We start from the raw sequence: 17,659 nt of genomic DNA on the forward strand, positions 1-17,659 counted from the left end.
AAGAAATGGACCATGCCTATACAACACTGGCGACAGGCATTGAATCGCTTTGATATAGAATTTGGGGAGCGCATCAACGCTCACCAATAGTTCCGGGAGAACTTACACAGATTTTTTTACAGGCTCCCTCAACCTTACCAGCACCTTTCAAATAATACTGACTAACTTCGGGGTGAAAAGGAAACTCAATCCAACGCTGTAGTTTCTCTTTCAATTGAATTTTGGTAATGTGTCCATATTTCTCCAAAGTAATGCAATCTAATACTTGCTCCTTTAAAGAATTGATTTGTTTTTGCCTGGCTTCTTGAATTGCTTGTCTATTAAATTTGTATATATCTTCCGAGGTTTTCGCTCTTGCATCAAAGTCATCATTGGCGACATCCCAATTACACATTATGTAACCGGTGTCATCAATTGAGAAGTACTGCCAAACGTCTTCATCAATAGGGTTTATAAGCAGTTGCGTTCCACCAGATCCTATTGGGAAATTGTCACCTTTGTTCAGATTGCAAACGCCACAGATCCAAATATAATTCTCCCACTCCATTGCAAGATGTGGAAAATCTGCCTTTGGCTTAAAGTGATCAACCTGTGAAGCTTCACTGCTACCGCAAAACATACAGCGCTCACCTGGGCCAGCGAGTGTCCTTAAAGAAACCAACACCGACCTCTCAAACCATACAGTAGTGCGAGACGCTTTGTAGACGTCTTCAGCCCTTTTCTTAGGATCGGGAGACGAACTAATTTCGGTTGTTTTTTCACTCAATTTAGTCAATGCCTTATCGGAAAGAGTCGGTCGAGATAAAAAATTTCGCATTATCCCTCCAACTCAGATACAGGCTCCAGCGCAATTTCAAGTTGCGCTTTTAGACTATGGAGTTCTTCCTCTTCCGTTTTGGGAAGTGTACCAACGGCTTTCTTTTTTGCAGTCAATCTTTTCCATCGTTCAATTTGATCGTTTGCCCATTTTGATCTTGTAGTATCGAGACCAAAAGCAGAACCAAGAAGTGTCTTTTCTGCTCGCCCCCAACGAATCTTCTCGTATTCATCTTCATTCAATAAACGGGGTTCACGTTCTGTATCGAAAAGTGAAGGAAGTACGAATATTCCATTTGGATCTGCTGCTTGAGCAACCAAAGGGCTATGTGTCGTTACCAAGAATTGAATTTTCGGAAAATGCTTCTTTAACCAAATTGGTATATCTTTTTGCCAGGATGGATGTAGATGAGCTTCTATTTCGTCAATTAATACAACGCCAGGGCGGTCGACAATTATTTCACCGGTTGAATTTGTCTTAAAAAGGTTGGGATACCCGTAAACCTCATAAAGTCCATGAATGATATCTAAAATAGTAGCGTAGATACTACGGCATCCATCGCTAATATCTCTCATAGGCAATTCAATTCCCCTAGTGTCAGTAACATACACATGGTCTACTGAAAGGCGACTGATTTTCATATTGTATGGAAGCAGTCCATCGCCAAGAAGCGCCGTAATTGAGTCAAGCAGCATAGCGAGGTCCGGTATTTTCTTCTCAAGTGTTCTTGAGTAATTTTTTCTTAACCATTCTTCACTTTCACTTAAGGCGGCGTCTTCCCGGAATAAAGTAACGTATCGTCCAACAGATCCCCCTTCAGTTGCATATCGCATTGATTCAGAAGAGCTTCCAGATAGCCTACGCATGGGACCATATCCTGCCGAAAACCACCCATATGCCTTCGGGTTCCAAGGACCACGTTCTGCAGGTTGAAGCCTTGTACCTTTCGCTGAACGTCTTTCAATTGGTTTAAAAGTCGGAGAAGAATTTGATTCAACTGTATCAATCGTCCATTTCACACCAGCGTCAAATGAATCCTGAGGGAGTTTCCCGGTAGATTTAACCAAATCTTGACCAGACTCCCATGCAATAGATATTTCCGCCTCAGCTTTTTTCTCGCCATGACTTATCCATCCTAAGTTGTTACCAATCAACTGGCGACCAGAATCTGGCCCCATTAAAGAAATTGCTATCGCTTTCAAAAGCGTTGATTTTCCAGAAGAATTTCCTCCTAAAAAAACTGTCCATCCTGCTAATGATTTATCAGGTCGTTCAAAGTTAAAATTCAAACTTCTAAATGAACGTACATTTTCAAGTTTTAAGGATTTTACATACATGAATTACTCCCTGAATCTTCGATTTACAAACAATTTAAATCAAACACATCATTCCATTTCATAGCATTTCGTTAGGTTCTGACATTACGACAACTCCAGACAAAAGAAAATGTATGAATGCAAGACCTGACCACGCGCCCTTAGAAAATGTATGAATGTTAGACCCCTTGCCGGTACTGATACAAGAAGTTTGGTGAGATGCTGATGGAGTTGTTGTTCGAAACAAAGCGCCCAGCATCGTTTTTGCTATTAAGCATCTTTTCAGTCCGCTTTTACAAGCGATATTCCTGCATCAGTTGGCATAAGGTTTTTACGACTTTTCGCTTTCACGAATCGATCAAATATTCTTCCTAACTCAATGAATGGTTTTTCTACCCATCGATAGCTTGCAGACGCAACTACAAGCGAAATACTGAGGACGACAGCAAACAGCACGCCTTGGACTGCCAGTGGATATCGCTGGACAATCGCCGACAGTGCAGGACTCATATCATTGAGCAGGTAAAACTGGACAATTACCAAGACTGGCCAATGGAACAGGAAAAGGCTATACGAAACCTTTCCTAAATATCTGGCCCAGGCTTGTCTCAGCAGCGCAGTACCAGGTTGGCCGCGTTCATGGACCACGTACGAAAGAATGAAGAAACAAAAGGGAATTTCTGCAAGCAGTGTCCACCTTCTATCATCATAGAACATAAATGTTGACTGGAATATCCACAGCTGGGGAATGAGGCCGAATCCTAATAGCGCGCCCCAGAACAACGGCCGCCGCAGTCGCCCCAGCGCTGTCATCCATGTTGTTCCATATTCGCCAACGATTAGTCCTGCATGGAACAAGACTAGGGAGCGCATGAACTCGACGCGCAGGTCCCAAGGTGGCATGGGCACGATAAAGATCATCGCCATCAACAAAACAAAAATAGCGAGATTGGTGATTTTTCCCGTTCGAGTGGAAATGAAATAAAGCAGTGGGAAGACCAAGCTACATCCCATCTCGATATTGATGGACCACAGTGGAGCCTGCAGGAAAAAATCCCAGAAAAAAAGTGTCCTCACCAGCATGGCAATGTCTGCATTGGACGGACTGCCTGTTAGCAAAGCAACGCCATAGGAAACAAAAACACTAACCCACATTGCCGGTACGATTCGAAGGACTCGCCGGACGACATAGGCTGGCCAGCCAATCAGGAGTGATGCGGTCTCGTTCTTGAGTTGCAGCCCCAGGACGAAGCCGCTCATGATGAAAAAGAGAAGGACCGACGCACGCCCATTAAACACCGTATGAATCAGCCAGTGTGTAATTGGTTGGACGCCCGGGTACGTATTGAATATGCCTGGCTTGGCTTCAAAGAAAAACCAAAAGCAATGTTCAATTACAACCGCTAGTGCAGCTAGCCCACGCAGTGACTCTATTTCTTGAAAGAAACCTCGCTGAGAACTGTTGAGTGACACATTGATATTCTGCATCTGATAACGTCTTTATGACTATCCAAAATGAATTATTAGGGTGTGCAATATTATCTGCCAGCATTTTGAAGGGACAAAAATGGTTAGCATTAAGTTTCTCTTGTTCGTTTATGTTCTAGTGTCAAAATTTTTCATTGTCTTTCTTTCCTTCATTGATTTATCACTAAATCAATGACGATTTTTAATTGGTACTTCCCAATAAGAAGGCGCGTCACCGGGCGCATCCATGCATTGCCGTATGATCCCGTCGGCCATACGTACAGTACTGCCTATAGAATGAACCTTGCCGTCAAAGTGACGGCTTTCATCTGGAGGTCTTTCATTACTTAATATCTCTTGGCTTGCTTTTGCAGGTGACGCAGACATTAATAACACTGCTTCTGTGATTATCATCAACACCATCAAGCCAAAAAGCACATGCAATTTGAAATTAGTCTTTTTGAGTAGTTCGCTGTTTGCCTGGCAATTTTTGCAGGGAATTTCTTTGATCTGAACTGGTGCTTCTATTTGTGCTGTGTCTGCCTGCAAATCATCATCAATACATTCTGCATACTTCTTGTCGATGTACTCGCAAGCTTCATTAAATTTGCTGCGTGGAGAATTATCCATTTTGTCAGTATCAAATTTATTTAGCAATTCGCGGTAAATATCGAGCGCAGTCAAATCTGACACGGCCGACAATTCTTTTATTTTTTTGTGATGTCGTCGCGCTGCACTTTGGTCAGAAGTTTTTCTCCATCATTGTTCAGGTTCAAATTTATGACAATGCTGAGAGATGGCCCGACATTTGAATCACCCATCACAATCTGGCCTACATCACCGCTTATTTCATTTTTTGCGCCATTACCAACCTGCGGTTCCTGCCTTAATCAAACTACATGCTTGATATTGAAATTCATTTTTTCAGACCGACAGCAAACTGCTGATAGAAATCGATTCTGAATACGTATTGAAGCCATTCCTTATTTTTACCCAAGATAAAGGGCTGCGATGGGATTTTTAGTCCGCGTAGATGCGCATAACCCATCGTATTCGCACGTTAAAATAAAAAATGCAAATTTGCCTGCAAACTGATGCAAAGTTTTGTGCTGCTTTTCAAGTTGCAGACGCAACTTTCGTAACCATGCCCGTTTTTTGCTATTTTTATTTATTTCTTATAATAAAGTCAATCTAAATGCACAAAAAAAGGCCCTTGATTATTAATCAAGGGCCTTTTCGTATTCATTGGCGGAAGCTGTGAGATTCGAACTCACGAAGGCTATAACACCTCGCCAGTTTTCAAGACTGGTGCATTCAACCGCTCTGCCAAGCTTCCGAGCCGCTTAGTATAACCTGAGTGGCGGGCTTGGGCAAGGATCAAATTTCGAAATGGAAATTTTTATCCAGCAAAGCGAGCAATTGCTGGGGGCTGATGGGGCGGGAATAGAGATAGCCTTGCACTTCGTCGCAACCGGCGTTGATGAGGAAGGCCAGTTGTTCGCGGGTTTCTACGCCTTCGGCGATGACTTTGTGTTTGAGTTGCTTGGCCATCATGATGATGGCGCTGGCGATGGCGCAGTCATTCTGGTCTGTGGGGATGTTGAGGATGAAGGAGCGGTCTATCTTTAGGGTATCGATAGGGAAACGTTTGAGGTATGAAAGGCTGGAATAGCCGGTGCCAAAATCATCGAGGGCCAGCACGACGTCCTGGGCGGTGATTTGCTCCATGATGGCGATGACGCTCTCGGTGCTGTGCATGAGCATGCTCTCGGTGATTTCCAGCTCCAGCCATAGTGGTGAAATCTGGTATCGCTGCAGGGCCTCTTTAACGCGCAGTGGCAGGCTGTTGGTGAATTCTCTCGCTGTGACATTGACTGCGATACGGAACGGCTCTATGCCGCTGTCCTGCCATTCCCTGGCCTGGGCGCAGGCGGTTTCGAGTACCCAGGCGTCGATTTGCAGGATCAGGCCGGTTTCTTCTGCGACGGGAATGAATTCTGCCGGCGAGATCAGGCCTTTTTCTGGGTGTTGCCAGCGTAGTAAAGCTTCTGCACCGATGATTTTGCCGCTTTTGATATCGACCTTGGGTTGGTACTGCAAATAGAATTCCTGGTTTTCCAGCGCCTTGCGCATGCTGGATTCAAGATACAGCCTGCCAGCAATGCTTTGGTTCATGCTGTCACTGTAAAACACAAAACTGCCGGACACATTGCCTGCACTGCGCTTGGCCTTGTACATGGCGATGTCGGCTTTTTGCAGCAAGGCACTGGCGTCATTGCCGTCTTGCGGAAAAACGCTGATGCCTATGCTGGCACCGACGCGCAATTCGTGACCAGAGACGATGAAGGCATCATTCAATGCCTGTAAAAGTTTTTGTACTACCAGGCTGGCATGAAAATGCTGGTTGATGTCGAGTACGGCGATGGCGAATTCGTCGCTGCCGAGACGGGCCACGATGTCATTCTCGCGCAGGGTTAACAAGAACCGGGCTGCGACCTGGCGCAATAACTCATTGCCTATGTCGTGACCAAGCGTGTCATTGATGAGTTTGAAACGGTTCAGATCAAGAAAGATAATCGCAGCGCTGCTGCTGTTTCTTTGTGAGTGCAACAGTGCATTATCGACGAGTTGCCGGAACAGGCTGCGGTTGGGCAAATTGGTCAGCGCATCGTAGTAAGCGAGGTGATTGATTTTTTGTTCTGCTTCCTTGCGGGCAGTGATATCGCTGAGATAGCCTATGATACCTATGGGCAGACCCTGGGCATCACATAATGGTGACAGGCTGAGGCTGGCCCAGAATACTTCACCCGATTTTTTCTTGCGGCGCACTTCCATCTCGCGGCCGCCATGCTCCAGAAAACTGTCATACAGATGAACGCCTGACTCATCTTCATCGTCATACAGGAACAGGATATTGGTACCGATGACTTCTTGCGCAGCGTAGCCAAAGAGTTTTTCTGCGCCACGGTTCCAGCTTAGGATGAAACCTGCCAAATCCATGGTAACAACAGACTCATGAATCTGATCGATGATCTGGGTCTGTTGCCATTGTGCCTGGGCAGATGCCTGCAGCTCCTCATCAAGTTTTGCGCGTTTGGAAAACAGCTTGGCCGTGAGGCTGGCAAGGGTATTCAGTTTTGCCAGGTCGGCTTCGTTGATCTGACCTTTTTTACCGGACAGGATGTAATAGGTTTCTGGTGATGCCATGCAGAGCACATCAGCTTGTGTTTTTTGCTCATCCAGTTTGCCACGGCGAAATACCGCATTGGCGTCACGAAAAACCTCTTTGACTATGCGATTCAAAGCGGCATCAAGCTCCTGGCCTTGCAGGCACAAGACAGCCTCTCCGAGACTGGCACCGACTTCGAGTTCGTCTACCGCAACATGCCTGGTCATTGGCTACATATCCTGGCAAACCTGATTCACCCATGTATATGCAGTGATCATGCAGTCGTAATAATCGTCGGCACTCAAGCCCAGTTCGCCTATCAGGCCAGCATCAAAGTCTTTGAGAGGACGGTCTGCCCTTTCTACCAGATCCAGGCTTTTACCTAGCGCACCTGATTTGTGCAGCAAGGCATCGAGCACGTCTGTATTCAAGTTTAAAGGTTGCAGCACCTCCGCCAGGGGATTGCCGAACAGTTTGTCGAGCAAAGAAAACATGCCGACCATGAAGGCACAATCCAGTTCATCCTTGTTGCCGCCACGCTTGAGGCAAATTGCTTCCATCAAGCTAGCGCGAAATGCGGCGCGCGGCATCAAGGGGTTCAAGCTGCCGCTATGATCTTGCTGGCGTGCATACAGTAATAATTGCAGCCATCTTTGCAACTGCCTGCGGCCCAGCAGATTAATGGCCTGACCAAAGCTGGATACCCGTACGGTTTGCGCAAAGGCGGCAGAACTGACGAGCTTGAACAGCATGAAGGACAGGGTTGCATCTTGTTTGAACAATTCTTCCAGTTCGCGCGATTCTGCATCGCGGGCGACCAGGCCCAGCAATTTCAACAAGCGCGTTCTGGCAGTGGCATCCGCTGCCTTGTTGCTGACGGGTGGGTGAAATGCATAATCACCAGAGAACCATTTAAAACCAGCTTCATGTGCCTGCTCTTGCAAGGCTGCATGAGGCAGCTGTTGCGCCAGGTGATCTCCGCCATGCAGGCGCAACAACAAGGGTTTGATGTGGGAAGGAATACCCTTGCTGCAATCAACACTGATTTTCTTTGCACCTTCCCATATCGCATTATCGTGCGCCTGCAAATCATCAATGATGATGCGTGCGCCATGCGAGTTGAAATACTTGAGCCTGGTTTGCACTTCTTTGTCTTCTGCAGATTTTGCAGGCACACCAAGGACTATACGCGCCAGTGGCAAGCGTGTATCGATGTCTGCCGGGACAAGCAGAGGGTCTGCAATCTTGACCAGAACAGAAATACCAGAGAGCCTGGAAAAGATTTCCTTTTCATGCAAAAACTGGAGCAAAGCAATGACATCGCCGATTGGCAAAGCACCAAAATCAGCTTGAAGTGCAAGCAACTGTTGCTTGCTATTCATCACGGGCAATAAAGTGCCTATTCCACGAGCCAGAGTCATAAAGAAGGACGTCAAATGTTACAAAAATTGGTAGAGATATTAGTTTGGGACTTAACCAATTGCAACAGAATTTAAAGCAACAGGTGAGGTATTTTGATACTTGATGAGTGCAATCTGACACAATTACCAGAATTCCAGCTTAAAACTGCCTGGCTGTTGATTTTTCAACAGGCATATGGATGCTGATACTCAGCTATCAGGATAGGAGATATTTTAGATTTCACCAATAAAGTATGTGGTAAAAATGCCATGCTTTGCTGGGTTCACATCAGGCCCGTATCAGACTCGCATCAGGCAAATAAATTATTCACCACCAAGGAAAATCTGTTGCAGGTCATTCAAAAATTGCTTGCCCAGGGGTGTGGGGCAAATGATTTCATGGTCGCGGTAAAGCAGACCTTTGTTCTCAGCAATCAGCAATTCTTTTTCTATACTGTTGAGCAGCATGCCAGTGCGCTCCTGGAACAAATTAACCTTGAACCCTTGCTGCAAGCGCAGTGCATTCAACATGAATTCAAAACCCATTTCGTCCACAGGAATTTCATGCGACTCTTGCACGCAATTACCAGCAGCCATGGCGTCCATGTAAGCCTTGGGTTGCTTGTAGCGTGCCTGGCGTACTACCCGGTGCGGGAAAGATATTTTTGAATGTGCACCGGCACCTATGCCGAGATAGTCACCAAAGTTCCAGTAATTGAGATTGTGCTTTGATGCCCTGCCCGCTTGCGCATAGGCCGAGACTTCATAATTGCCGTAGCCTGCTGCCGCCATGCGGCCATGGATAAGGTCTTGCATTTCTGCGCTGAGGTCGTCATCGGGTATGGCTGGCGGGAATTTGGCGAAATAGGTATTGGGTTCCAGCGTCAGGTGGTATAGCGACAGATGTGGTAGTGCGAAAGAAATGGCTGTTTCCACATCTTCTCTGACTTCATCCATGGTCTGGCCTGGCAAGGCAAACATCAGGTCAAGATTGAAGTTATCAAAATTCGCCTGCGCGATCTCTATGGCCCTGCGTGCCTCGTCACCATCATGGATACGGCCCAAGGCTGCCAGGTGTCTGGAGTTGAAACTTTGTATGCCTATCGACAAGCGGTTGATGCCGCTTTGGCGATAAGAGCGAAATTTTTCTGCTTCAAAAGTACCGGGATTGGCTTCCATGGTGATTTCTGCATTGCCATCCAGTGGCAACAGCGTACGCACGTCAGAAAGCAATCTGTCCAGGCCAGCCGCCGACATCAGGCTGGGTGTGCCGCCACCTATGAAGATGGTGTATATCTTGCGACCCCAGATCAGTGGCAATGCTGCTTCCAGATCAGCGCGCATGGCATCCAGATAGGCGGACTCATCAAAGCTGCCTTTGACTTCATGCGAATTGAAATCGCAATAAGGGCATTTACGTACGCACCATGGGAAATGGATGTACAGCGATAGCGGCGGTAATTGCGTCAGATTGAGGCTGCCTGGTGCAAGATACTGGCTGGCCACGTCACCGGGTATATTCGATAAATCCGGTGATTTTTTTTGTACAGGCTGGCTTGCCGCTATGGGCTTGATGGGTATCATTTCAGTTTTTCTACAAGGGCGCGCAAGGCTTGCCCACGGTGCGACAATTGATTCTTTTCTGCTGCTGCAAGTTCAGCCACGGTCTTATTCAAACTGTGGATGAAGAAATGCGGGTCATAGCCAAAACCGTTTTCACCACGGGCATCGGCAATGATTTCCCCTGCCCAGACACCGTCAGCAATCACGGGCTGGGGATCAAATTCCGAGCGCACAAAAACCAGCACACAGTAATAATAGGCCGACTTGTCTGCTATGCCAGCCAAATCTGCGATGAGTTTTTGGTTGTTGCGCGCATCAGACTTGGGCTCACCTGCAAAACGGGCCGACAGTACGCCTGGCGCGCCTTGCAAGGCGTTGACGCAGATACCGGAATCATCGGCCAGCGCTGGCAAACCCGTCATGCGCGATGCATGTCTAGCCTTGGTCAGGGCATTTTCGACGAAGCTGGGATAAGGCTCCTCCGCTTCAGGCACGTCAAATTCAGATTGTGCCCTGAGGTCTATGCCCAGCGGTGACAGTATCTGGTAAAACTCTTTGAGCTTGCCCTGATTATTCGAGGCCAGGACTATTTTCTGGTTTTTGCTCATACTCATACTTCCAATCAACTGATCTGCAAACCCAATACTTCTTTTTGCAAGGCGATCAGATCGGCAATACCGTCATGTGCCAGATTCAGCAAGGCATTCATGGTCATGCGGTCAAATGCTTCACCTTCTGCTGTGCCCTGCACTTCAACAAAGTGCCCATGTTCTGTCATGACGACATTCATGTCAGTGTCGCATTGAGAATCTTCTGGATAATCCAGATCCAGCACGGGCTGGGACTGATACACACCAACCGAGATAGCTGCCACAAAATGACGGAGTGGTACGGCGGGAATGACTTCACGCTCTACCAGCTTGGTAAATGCATCATAAGCAGCGACCATAGCACCGGTAATGGAAGCGGTACGGGTACCACCATCCGCCTGGATCACGTCGCAATCGATATGCAGGGTACGTTCACCAAAGGCTTCCAGGTCAAAGGCAGAGCGCAGGGAACGGCCTATGAGGCGCTGGATTTCCTGAGTGCGGCCAGATTGCTTGCCCTTGGCGGCTTCCCTGTCCATACGGCTATGGGTGGAGCGTGGCAACATGCCATATTCGGCAGTCATCCAGCCCTGCCCTTTGCCTTTTAAAAAACCAGGGACTTTATCTTCTATGCTGGCAGTACAGATAACGCGGGTATCACCAAATTCGATGAGGACAGAACCTTCTGCATGCTTGGTGAAATGGCGGCTGATAACCACCGGACGCAATGCGTCCGGTGAACGCCCGCTAGGGCGAAATGAGTTTGACATAATTTAGTTCTTAGAAGTAATGCGTGATGATTTGTGTATCGCGTTGCGAATTTCTGCTATGGCTTTTTCAATTTCAGCGTCATTGAACACATCGCCATCGGTAGTTTCAATTTCTGCATCGACTGGGGCCTGTATGGTGGTCGTGACAGAGCCTATAGGCAAGGTATTGGTCGAGATGATGGTGGAGTTATCCATACGGTCATCGCCTTCCCACATCATGGCCAGCGCCGTGACATTGTCACTTTGCTTGCCAGCGATATCGACAGCCGAGCGTATCAACTCAGGCACGGCACGCACGATGGTGTGATCGTGCAGGCGCTGCGCCAGCATATGATCGGGCAAGACAGACCACAGGCCATCAGAACACAGTAACAGCAAATCGCCAGGCTGCAACACCGCACGGCGTGACAGTTCAACGATAGGTGCATTGGGTGCGCCCAGGCAGTTGAATAGCTTGTTGCGGTCAGGATGAGTATGTCTTTCTGCCGGATCGACCTTGCCCTGGGCAATCAGGGTTTCCAGACGGGAGTGATCTTTGGTGCGCAACAAAATCTGCCCCTGACGCATCCAGTACAAACGTGAATCACCGCAGTGAGCCCAATAGGCATAGCCGTTTTGTATCAGGCAGGCAACGATGGTCGTACGTGGTGTTTCTGGCAAATTATTAATGGCGCGGTAACGATGTATCTCTTGATGGGCCGCCAGGAAGCTGTCTTCCATGAAGCGTTCAGGTCGCCCTATCATAGGGTGAGCCTGTTGCTGGAACAGGTTACCTATGGTTTGCATGGCTATGGCTGCGGCCATTTCGCCCATGATGTGACCACCCATGCCGTCCGCCAGCAAAAGCAAAATCGAATCGCGGGTAAAGCTGTAACCCATACGATCCTGGTTGACCTTGCGGCCACCAATATGACTTTCTTGATAAACGGAAAAACGCATGAGATTTTTAAAACTTTATAATGGTTATTAACACAAACAGGTCTGGAGCGCATACATTTGCTCCAGAGCGTGGCCAGCGACGAACATGCACAGCCAAAACAGCCTTACCAGCTTAATGCAGCCTTACCAACTGAATGCAGCCTTAATTCAGGGTACTTTCCTGTATGGTCGTATGGTCGCTTTCGACTTTTTTTCTTCTTCCAGCAATCAGCGTCTTGAACTTCAATGTCATTTTTTCCATAAAAGTCAGTTCGCGCTGCGGTTGAGCCTGAATCGCCAGGGCTTTTTGCAGGGCGAACACACTTTGTGGCCGCTCCAGCGGATCTAGTTGCAGACACCACCGCACTACCTCTATCAATTCTGAAGAGTATAAACCCTCCAGCTTGCGGTAGTGCCCTTCCATCTTGTCACTGGTCTTGCGCTGATCTGACGGCTGCGGCGGTGCGCCTACCATACAGGCAAAAATCGAGGCGCCGATGCTGTAAATGTCAGTCCATGGCCCCAGATTGCCATTCTTCAAATACAACTCTGGTGCAGCAAAACCCGGAGTATACATTGGGTAGAGCTTGGGTATGTCAGTTTTGAGGGTTTGGCGGGCTGCACCAAAGTCCAGCAAGATAGGCGTACCATCTAAACGAAGGTAGATATTGGCTGGCTTCAAATCCAGATGCAGCAGCTTATTGGTATGCACTTCGCGCAAGCCATTCATGACCTGGTTGAACATACGACGGATGAAGCGCTCTGATACCAGCGGCTTTTCACCCTTATCACGACGGCGCAATATATGTTCTTGCAACGAGCGGCCAGATTCATAGGCCATGACCATATACACAGTCTCATTGGCGCGGAAGAAATTGATAACGCTGACCACATTGGGGTGAGAGATGCGCGCCAGGGCGCGACCCTCTTCAAAAAAGCACTTCAATCCTATGCGGTAAATCGGCAAATTCTCATTCGAGATTGCCGGCACCAGCTCGCCTTGCTGGCGTAAAGCCAGGGAGCTGGGTAAATACTCTTTAATTGCAACTGCGTTGCCATCTTCGTCAGAAGCCAGATATACAATACTAAAGCCACCGGACGCAATTTTCTTTACAATGCGGTATCCGGCAATTTCCAGTCCATCTGGCAGAGGTGCGTTATTTTGTGCGGCCATCAATCGTCCAATTCACTATACAAAACGGATTGTGTTGATTATTGCGGTATTTGTAAAGAATATCCTAGTGTCTAATGCACAATTTAGCCAATCCAATGCACAGTAATACACAGTTCACGCCTTTTTAAGGAATTACCTTGAGCATTTTCAGCATGACAGGTTATGCCAGCAGCACCAATGAAACAGATGCTGGCACCATTACCATAGAGATCAAAAGCGTCAATTCCCGCTTTTTGGACCTGCAATTTCGTATTAATGATGAGTTTCGCTCAGTCGAATCACAATTTCGCGAAGCATTAACGCGCAAGCTGGCACGCGGCAAAGTGGAGTGCCGCTTCAGCTTTGGTAAAAAACTGACAGAAACGCATAATAAAAGCCTCAACACCAGCTTGCTTGAGCAGCTCGCCAGTTTCCAGGTCAATCTGAAACAGCAGTTTCCTGACGCGGCAGCACTGAGCACCAATGAAATTCTACGCTGGCCAGGCGTCATAGAAGAGAGCGAAATCAATGCCGAGTCTTTACAGGCTGCTATCAATGACACCATCAACAAGACACTGGATGCATTCATCGTCAGCCGTGAACGTGAAGGTGCGGCACTGGAACAGGTACTGCTGAGCCGCATCGCTGCAATGGAAGAAATTGTCACCCGCATCACGCCACTGATGCCGCAAATCGTTCAGCAATTCCAGCAAAAGGCCACGACCCGGCTGGAAGAAGCTTTGGGCCTGGCTTTGCAGTCCAGCGGTTCCAATGCCGGCCAGACGATTACGCGCGAAGAAGCGCTGGACCGTATCCGTCAGGAAGTGACCATGTACGGCATACGTGTGGATGTGGCAGAAGAGCTGGCGCGCCTGTCAGCCCACCTGACAGAAACCAGGCATATCTTGAAAAAAGGCGGTCAGGTTGGCAAACGTCTGGATTTCATGATGCAGGAATTGAACCGCGAAGCGAATACTTTGGGCTCTAAAGCAGCATCCAAAGAGTTGTCGGATGCATCCATGGAATTGAAGTTATTCATAGAGCAAATGCGCGAACAAGTGCAAAACCTTGAATAAACAGACGCATTTGCTTATACTCGCGCACTCTTTTTCTTGGGAAATGTTTCAAGATGAAGGTAGGCTAAAGTAACTGGCCTGGCTTTACCTTGTTGTAGGCCCTGATTAACCTTACCGGAGGAACACCATGAATACCAATAATACGACTGCTGGCAGTCTTTTTGTGGTCGCTGCCCCCTCTGGTGCGGGTAAGTCTTCTTTGGTAAACGCCCTGCTGGCGCAGGAACCCGCCATCAAATTGTCAATCTCCTACACAACTCGCGCACCGCGCCCGGGGGAACAAGATGGGCGGGAATACCACTTCACGACGCCAGATGATTTTCTGGCACGTAAAGCGCAGGGTGAATTTCTGGAGTCCGCAGAAGTATTCGGTAATTACTATGGCACTTCACGCATCACCATAGAAGACCAGATGCGCTCGGGTACAGATGTTTTGCTGGAAATAGACTGGCAAGGTGCGCAGCAAGTCAGAAAGCAGTTTCCTGGCGCTGTTGGCATTTTTATCTTGCCGCCATCGATACCTGCACTGGAAGAACGCCTGAAGAAGCGCGGCCAGGATGAACCCCATGTCATTACCAAGCGCATTTTGGCTGCTGGTGGTGAAATGGCGCACTCTCCAGAGTTCGAATATGTTATTATTAATCAAGACTTTGCAACAGCCTTGTCAGAATTGAATGCAATTGTGAAAGCCACGCGCTGCCGATTTGCACAACAGGCAACACGCCACTACGAGCTGTTCACCCAACTTGGCATTCACGCCAATGCGAATTAATTCGCAAACCCAATTTAGTGAAATTTAGTATTAAGGAAAAAATATGGCACGTATTACCATTGAAGATGCATTGAAACAAATCCCTAATCGCTTTCAATTGACACTGTGCGCCACTTACCGCGCGCGCCAATTGCTGCAAGGTCACACGCCTAAGGTAGATTCCAAGGATAAGCCTACGGTAATCGCCCTGCGTGAAATCGCTGAAGGTAAAATCGGTATAGAAATGTTGAAAAAAGTGCCGGTGTAAACCGCCGCATCTGCATTCTTAGCCGCTCCTTCTTCACGCCTTATCCGGCCGGGAATCACAGAATGAACCTCAATGATAGTCATTCATCTCTGGAAAACAAACCGGCCGATTCCAGCTCAGTCGCGCTGGCTGCTGTACGCAGCCCTGCGACTATGGTTAATACCCCTGGCAGCATTAACACCATCAACAAACATACCTCCCATCTGGATGAAATAGACCACATTCGTGCTTCATCAACGAATACCGGTGTCGCCTCCATTACTGCATTAACCAACCGCATCAGCGAATACATGTCGGCCAGCGAATTGAAGCTGGTCAAGGAAGCCTATCGCTTTTCTGATGAAATGCATCTGGGACAGGTGCGCAAGTCTGGCGAACCCTATATCTCCCACCCCATTGCAGTTGCAGAAATCTGCGCAGAATGGAAGCTCGATGTGCAAGCCATCATGGCTGCACTCTTGCATGACGTCATGGAAGATCAGGATGTTAAAAAAGACGAGTTGATCGAGCGCTTTGGTGCTCCAGTCGCGACCTTGGTTGATGGCCTCTCCAAGCTGGAAAAAATAGAATTCCAGAGCCAGATCGAGGCACAGGCAGAAAACTTCCGCAAGATGTTGCTCGCCATGGCAAGAGACGTGCGCGTGATTCTGGTCAAACTGGCTGACCGCCTGCACAATATGCGCACCCTGGACTTCATGTCGGCGGAAAAGAAACGCCGTATCTCGCGCGAGACCATGGATGTGTATGTACCTATCGCGCACAGACTTGGCCTGAATAATATTTATCGCGAGTTGCAGGATTTAGCGTTTTCGCATCTCTACCCTATGCGCTACCGCACGCTCTCAAAAGCGGTCAAGGCAGCGCGTGGCAACCGCCGGGAAGTCGTCAACAAGATCATGGATGCGGTAAAGACGGCCCTGTCCGAAGCTGGCCTCAAGGCCGAAGTGTATGGCCGCGAAAAAACCCTGTACGGTATTTACCGCAAGATGCACGACAAACACCTGAGTTTTTCCCAGGTGCTGGATGTATATGGTTTCCGTATCGTGGTCAGCGATTTCCGTGATAGTTATTATGCGCTGGGCAGTTTGCATGCTCTGTACAAGCCCATGCCGGGCAAGTTCAAGGACTATATTGCCATTCCCAAAACGAATGGCTATCAATCCCTGCACACCACGCTGATTGGCCCTTACGGTACGCCGGTGGAATTCCAGATACGCACGCGTGACATGCATCATGTTGCTGAATCTGGTGTTGCGGCGCACTGGTTATATAAGAACGAAGAAGGCAGCCTGACTGACTTGCAACAGCGCACGCACGCCTGGCTGCAGTCTTTGCTGGATATACAAAAACAGACCGGTGACTCTGCGGAATTTTTGGAACATGTCAAAATTGACTTGTTCCCCGACTCCGTTTATGTGTTCACGCCAAAATCCAAAATTATTGCCCTGCCCCGCGGAGCAACAGCTTTGGACTTTGCTTACACCATCCACACCGATATTGGTGACCAGGCGATTGCTACACGCATTAATCACGAGCCAGTGCCACTGCGTTCTGAATTGAAGAATGGTGATATCGTCGAAATCATCACTTCACCCAATTCGCGCCCTACGCCAAACTGGCTGACTTATGTACGCACTGGCAAGGCCAGGTCAGCAATACGCCATTACCTGCGCACAATCAACCTGAATGAATCGACAGAACTGGGCAAACAATTGTTGGCGCAAGCCCTGGTGTCAGTCAACCTGAACCCTGACCTGCCAGACAGCCTGGTCGATAAATTGCTCAATGAATCCAGCGCCAAATCACTGGATGAAATTCATACCGATATTGGCATAGGCAAGCGCATGGCTGCGTTGGTGGCAAGGCATATACTGGACCTGGTGGAAGATGATTCACCGTCCATCCCCTTCCAGCAATTTGGCGACAAGATCAACAACAAGCGCGACCCCGTCATTATTTATGGCAGTGAAGGTTTGTCGGTGCAATTGGCACCGTGTTGCCTGCCCATACCTGGTGATGGCATAGTTGGTCAGCTCAAGCGCGACCAGGGCCTGGTTGTGCATACAGACGATTGCGAACACGCCAAGCGCCTGCATATCAAGGAGCCTGACCGCTGGATAGACGTGAACTGGGGTGAAGACCTGAACCGCCGCTTTGACTGCCGCATCGCCGTGACGGTGACCAATGAACGCGGTGCCCTCGCCCGCATCGCCGCAGAGATAGGCGAATCAGATGCGAATATCAGCCATGTCAATATGGAAGATGGCGATGCCAATGACATGACCAATATTCACTTCACGATACAAATCGAAGACCGCACCCACCTCGCAAAAATCATGCGTAACATCAAGCATTTGACTGGTGTTACCCGCATTACCAGAGAACACGGATAACACCCTTT

General features: G+C 48.3%; 15 protein-coding genes and 1 tRNA gene. 4 read left to right on the forward strand and 12 right to left on the reverse strand.

Going from position 1 to position 17,659, the window contains the following annotated elements:
* Positions 1-73 precede the first annotated feature (73 nt).
* From ACO0LN_RS07770 to ACO0LN_RS07825, 12 genes are all read right to left on the reverse strand, one after another.
* A complete protein-coding gene (locus ACO0LN_RS07770) occupies positions 74-817 on the reverse strand; it encodes an HNH endonuclease (RefSeq protein WP_422972531.1) in 744 nt (247 codons plus the stop codon).
* Positions 817-2,154 carry an AAA family ATPase gene (locus ACO0LN_RS07775; RefSeq protein ID WP_422972533.1) on the reverse strand — a complete coding sequence of 446 codons (1,338 nt, stop codon included), beginning with the start codon at positions 2,152-2,154 and terminating at the stop codon, positions 817-819. Before ACO0LN_RS07775 ends, ACO0LN_RS07770 begins: the two co-directional genes overlap by 1 nt.
* 261 nt (positions 2,155-2,415) lie before the next feature.
* Complete coding sequence (locus ACO0LN_RS07780) at positions 2,416-3,621, reverse strand: acyltransferase family protein (RefSeq protein ID WP_422972535.1); 1,206 nt, start codon at positions 3,619-3,621, stop codon at positions 2,416-2,418.
* A 168-nt stretch (positions 3,622-3,789) separates the two neighbouring features.
* Positions 3,790-4,293 carry a hypothetical protein gene (locus tag ACO0LN_RS07785; RefSeq protein WP_422972537.1) on the reverse strand — a complete coding sequence of 168 codons (504 nt, stop codon included), beginning with the start codon at positions 4,291-4,293 and terminating at the stop codon, positions 3,790-3,792.
* A 553-nt stretch (positions 4,294-4,846) separates the two neighbouring features.
* Positions 4,847-4,936 (reverse strand) — tRNA-Ser (locus tag ACO0LN_RS07790).
* Between the two features lie 41 nt (positions 4,937-4,977).
* Positions 4,978-6,996, reverse strand: coding sequence for a putative bifunctional diguanylate cyclase/phosphodiesterase (locus ACO0LN_RS07795; protein WP_422972539.1), 2,019 nt, complete (start codon positions 6,994-6,996; stop codon positions 4,978-4,980).
* 3 nt (positions 6,997-6,999) lie between these two features.
* Positions 7,000-8,190, reverse strand: coding sequence for an EAL and HDOD domain-containing protein (locus tag ACO0LN_RS07800; protein WP_422972541.1), 1,191 nt, complete (start codon positions 8,188-8,190; stop codon positions 7,000-7,002).
* A gap of 303 nt (positions 8,191-8,493) precedes the next feature.
* On the reverse strand, positions 8,494-9,753 hold the full coding sequence (gene hemW, locus ACO0LN_RS07805; RefSeq protein WP_422972543.1) for a radical SAM family heme chaperone HemW: 1,260 nt from the start codon (positions 9,751-9,753) through the stop codon (positions 8,494-8,496).
* On the reverse strand, positions 9,750-10,340 hold the full coding sequence (gene rdgB / locus ACO0LN_RS07810) for an RdgB/HAM1 family non-canonical purine NTP pyrophosphatase (protein WP_422972545.1): 591 nt from the start codon (positions 10,338-10,340) through the stop codon (positions 9,750-9,752). Before rdgB ends, hemW begins: the two co-directional genes overlap by 4 nt.
* 14 nt (positions 10,341-10,354) lie before the next feature.
* Positions 10,355-11,092: a ribonuclease PH gene (gene rph, locus ACO0LN_RS07815; protein ID WP_422972547.1), complete on the reverse strand. Its 738-nt coding sequence runs from the start codon at positions 11,090-11,092 to the stop codon at positions 10,355-10,357.
* Positions 11,093-11,095: 3 nt separating this feature from the next.
* Positions 11,096-12,031: a PP2C family protein-serine/threonine phosphatase gene (locus ACO0LN_RS07820; protein WP_162041117.1), complete on the reverse strand. Its 936-nt coding sequence runs from the start codon at positions 12,029-12,031 to the stop codon at positions 11,096-11,098.
* 142 nt (positions 12,032-12,173) lie between these two features.
* Positions 12,174-13,184 carry a serine/threonine protein kinase gene (locus tag ACO0LN_RS07825; RefSeq protein WP_422951362.1) on the reverse strand — a complete coding sequence of 337 codons (1,011 nt, stop codon included), beginning with the start codon at positions 13,182-13,184 and terminating at the stop codon, positions 12,174-12,176.
* 137 nt (positions 13,185-13,321) lie between these two features.
* Here ACO0LN_RS07825 and ACO0LN_RS07830 point away from each other — a divergent pair, with 137 nt between their 5' ends.
* The 4 genes from ACO0LN_RS07830 to ACO0LN_RS07845 all read left to right on the forward strand — a co-directional run bounded on the left by ACO0LN_RS07830 (position 13,322) and on the right by ACO0LN_RS07845 (position 17,651).
* Positions 13,322-14,239 carry a YicC/YloC family endoribonuclease gene (locus ACO0LN_RS07830; RefSeq protein ID WP_422972549.1) on the forward strand — a complete coding sequence of 306 codons (918 nt, stop codon included), beginning with the start codon at positions 13,322-13,324 and terminating at the stop codon, positions 14,237-14,239.
* 127 nt (positions 14,240-14,366) lie between these two features.
* Positions 14,367-15,011 carry a guanylate kinase gene (gmk, locus tag ACO0LN_RS07835; protein ID WP_422972551.1) on the forward strand — a complete coding sequence of 215 codons (645 nt, stop codon included), beginning with the start codon at positions 14,367-14,369 and terminating at the stop codon, positions 15,009-15,011.
* Positions 15,012-15,054: 43 nt separating this feature from the next.
* Positions 15,055-15,258, forward strand: coding sequence for a DNA-directed RNA polymerase subunit omega (rpoZ, locus tag ACO0LN_RS07840; RefSeq protein ID WP_186946559.1), 204 nt, complete (start codon positions 15,055-15,057; stop codon positions 15,256-15,258).
* A gap of 290 nt (positions 15,259-15,548) precedes the next feature.
* On the forward strand, positions 15,549-17,651 hold the full coding sequence (locus tag ACO0LN_RS07845; protein ID WP_422973098.1) for a RelA/SpoT family protein: 2,103 nt from the start codon (positions 15,549-15,551) through the stop codon (positions 17,649-17,651).
* The last annotated feature ends 8 nt before the right edge of the window (positions 17,652-17,659 follow it).

The sequence above is a fragment of the Undibacterium sp. TC9W genome (assembly GCF_049339865.1).
In the GTDB taxonomy this organism is placed as follows: Bacteria; Pseudomonadota; Gammaproteobacteria; order Burkholderiales; family Burkholderiaceae_D; genus Undibacterium.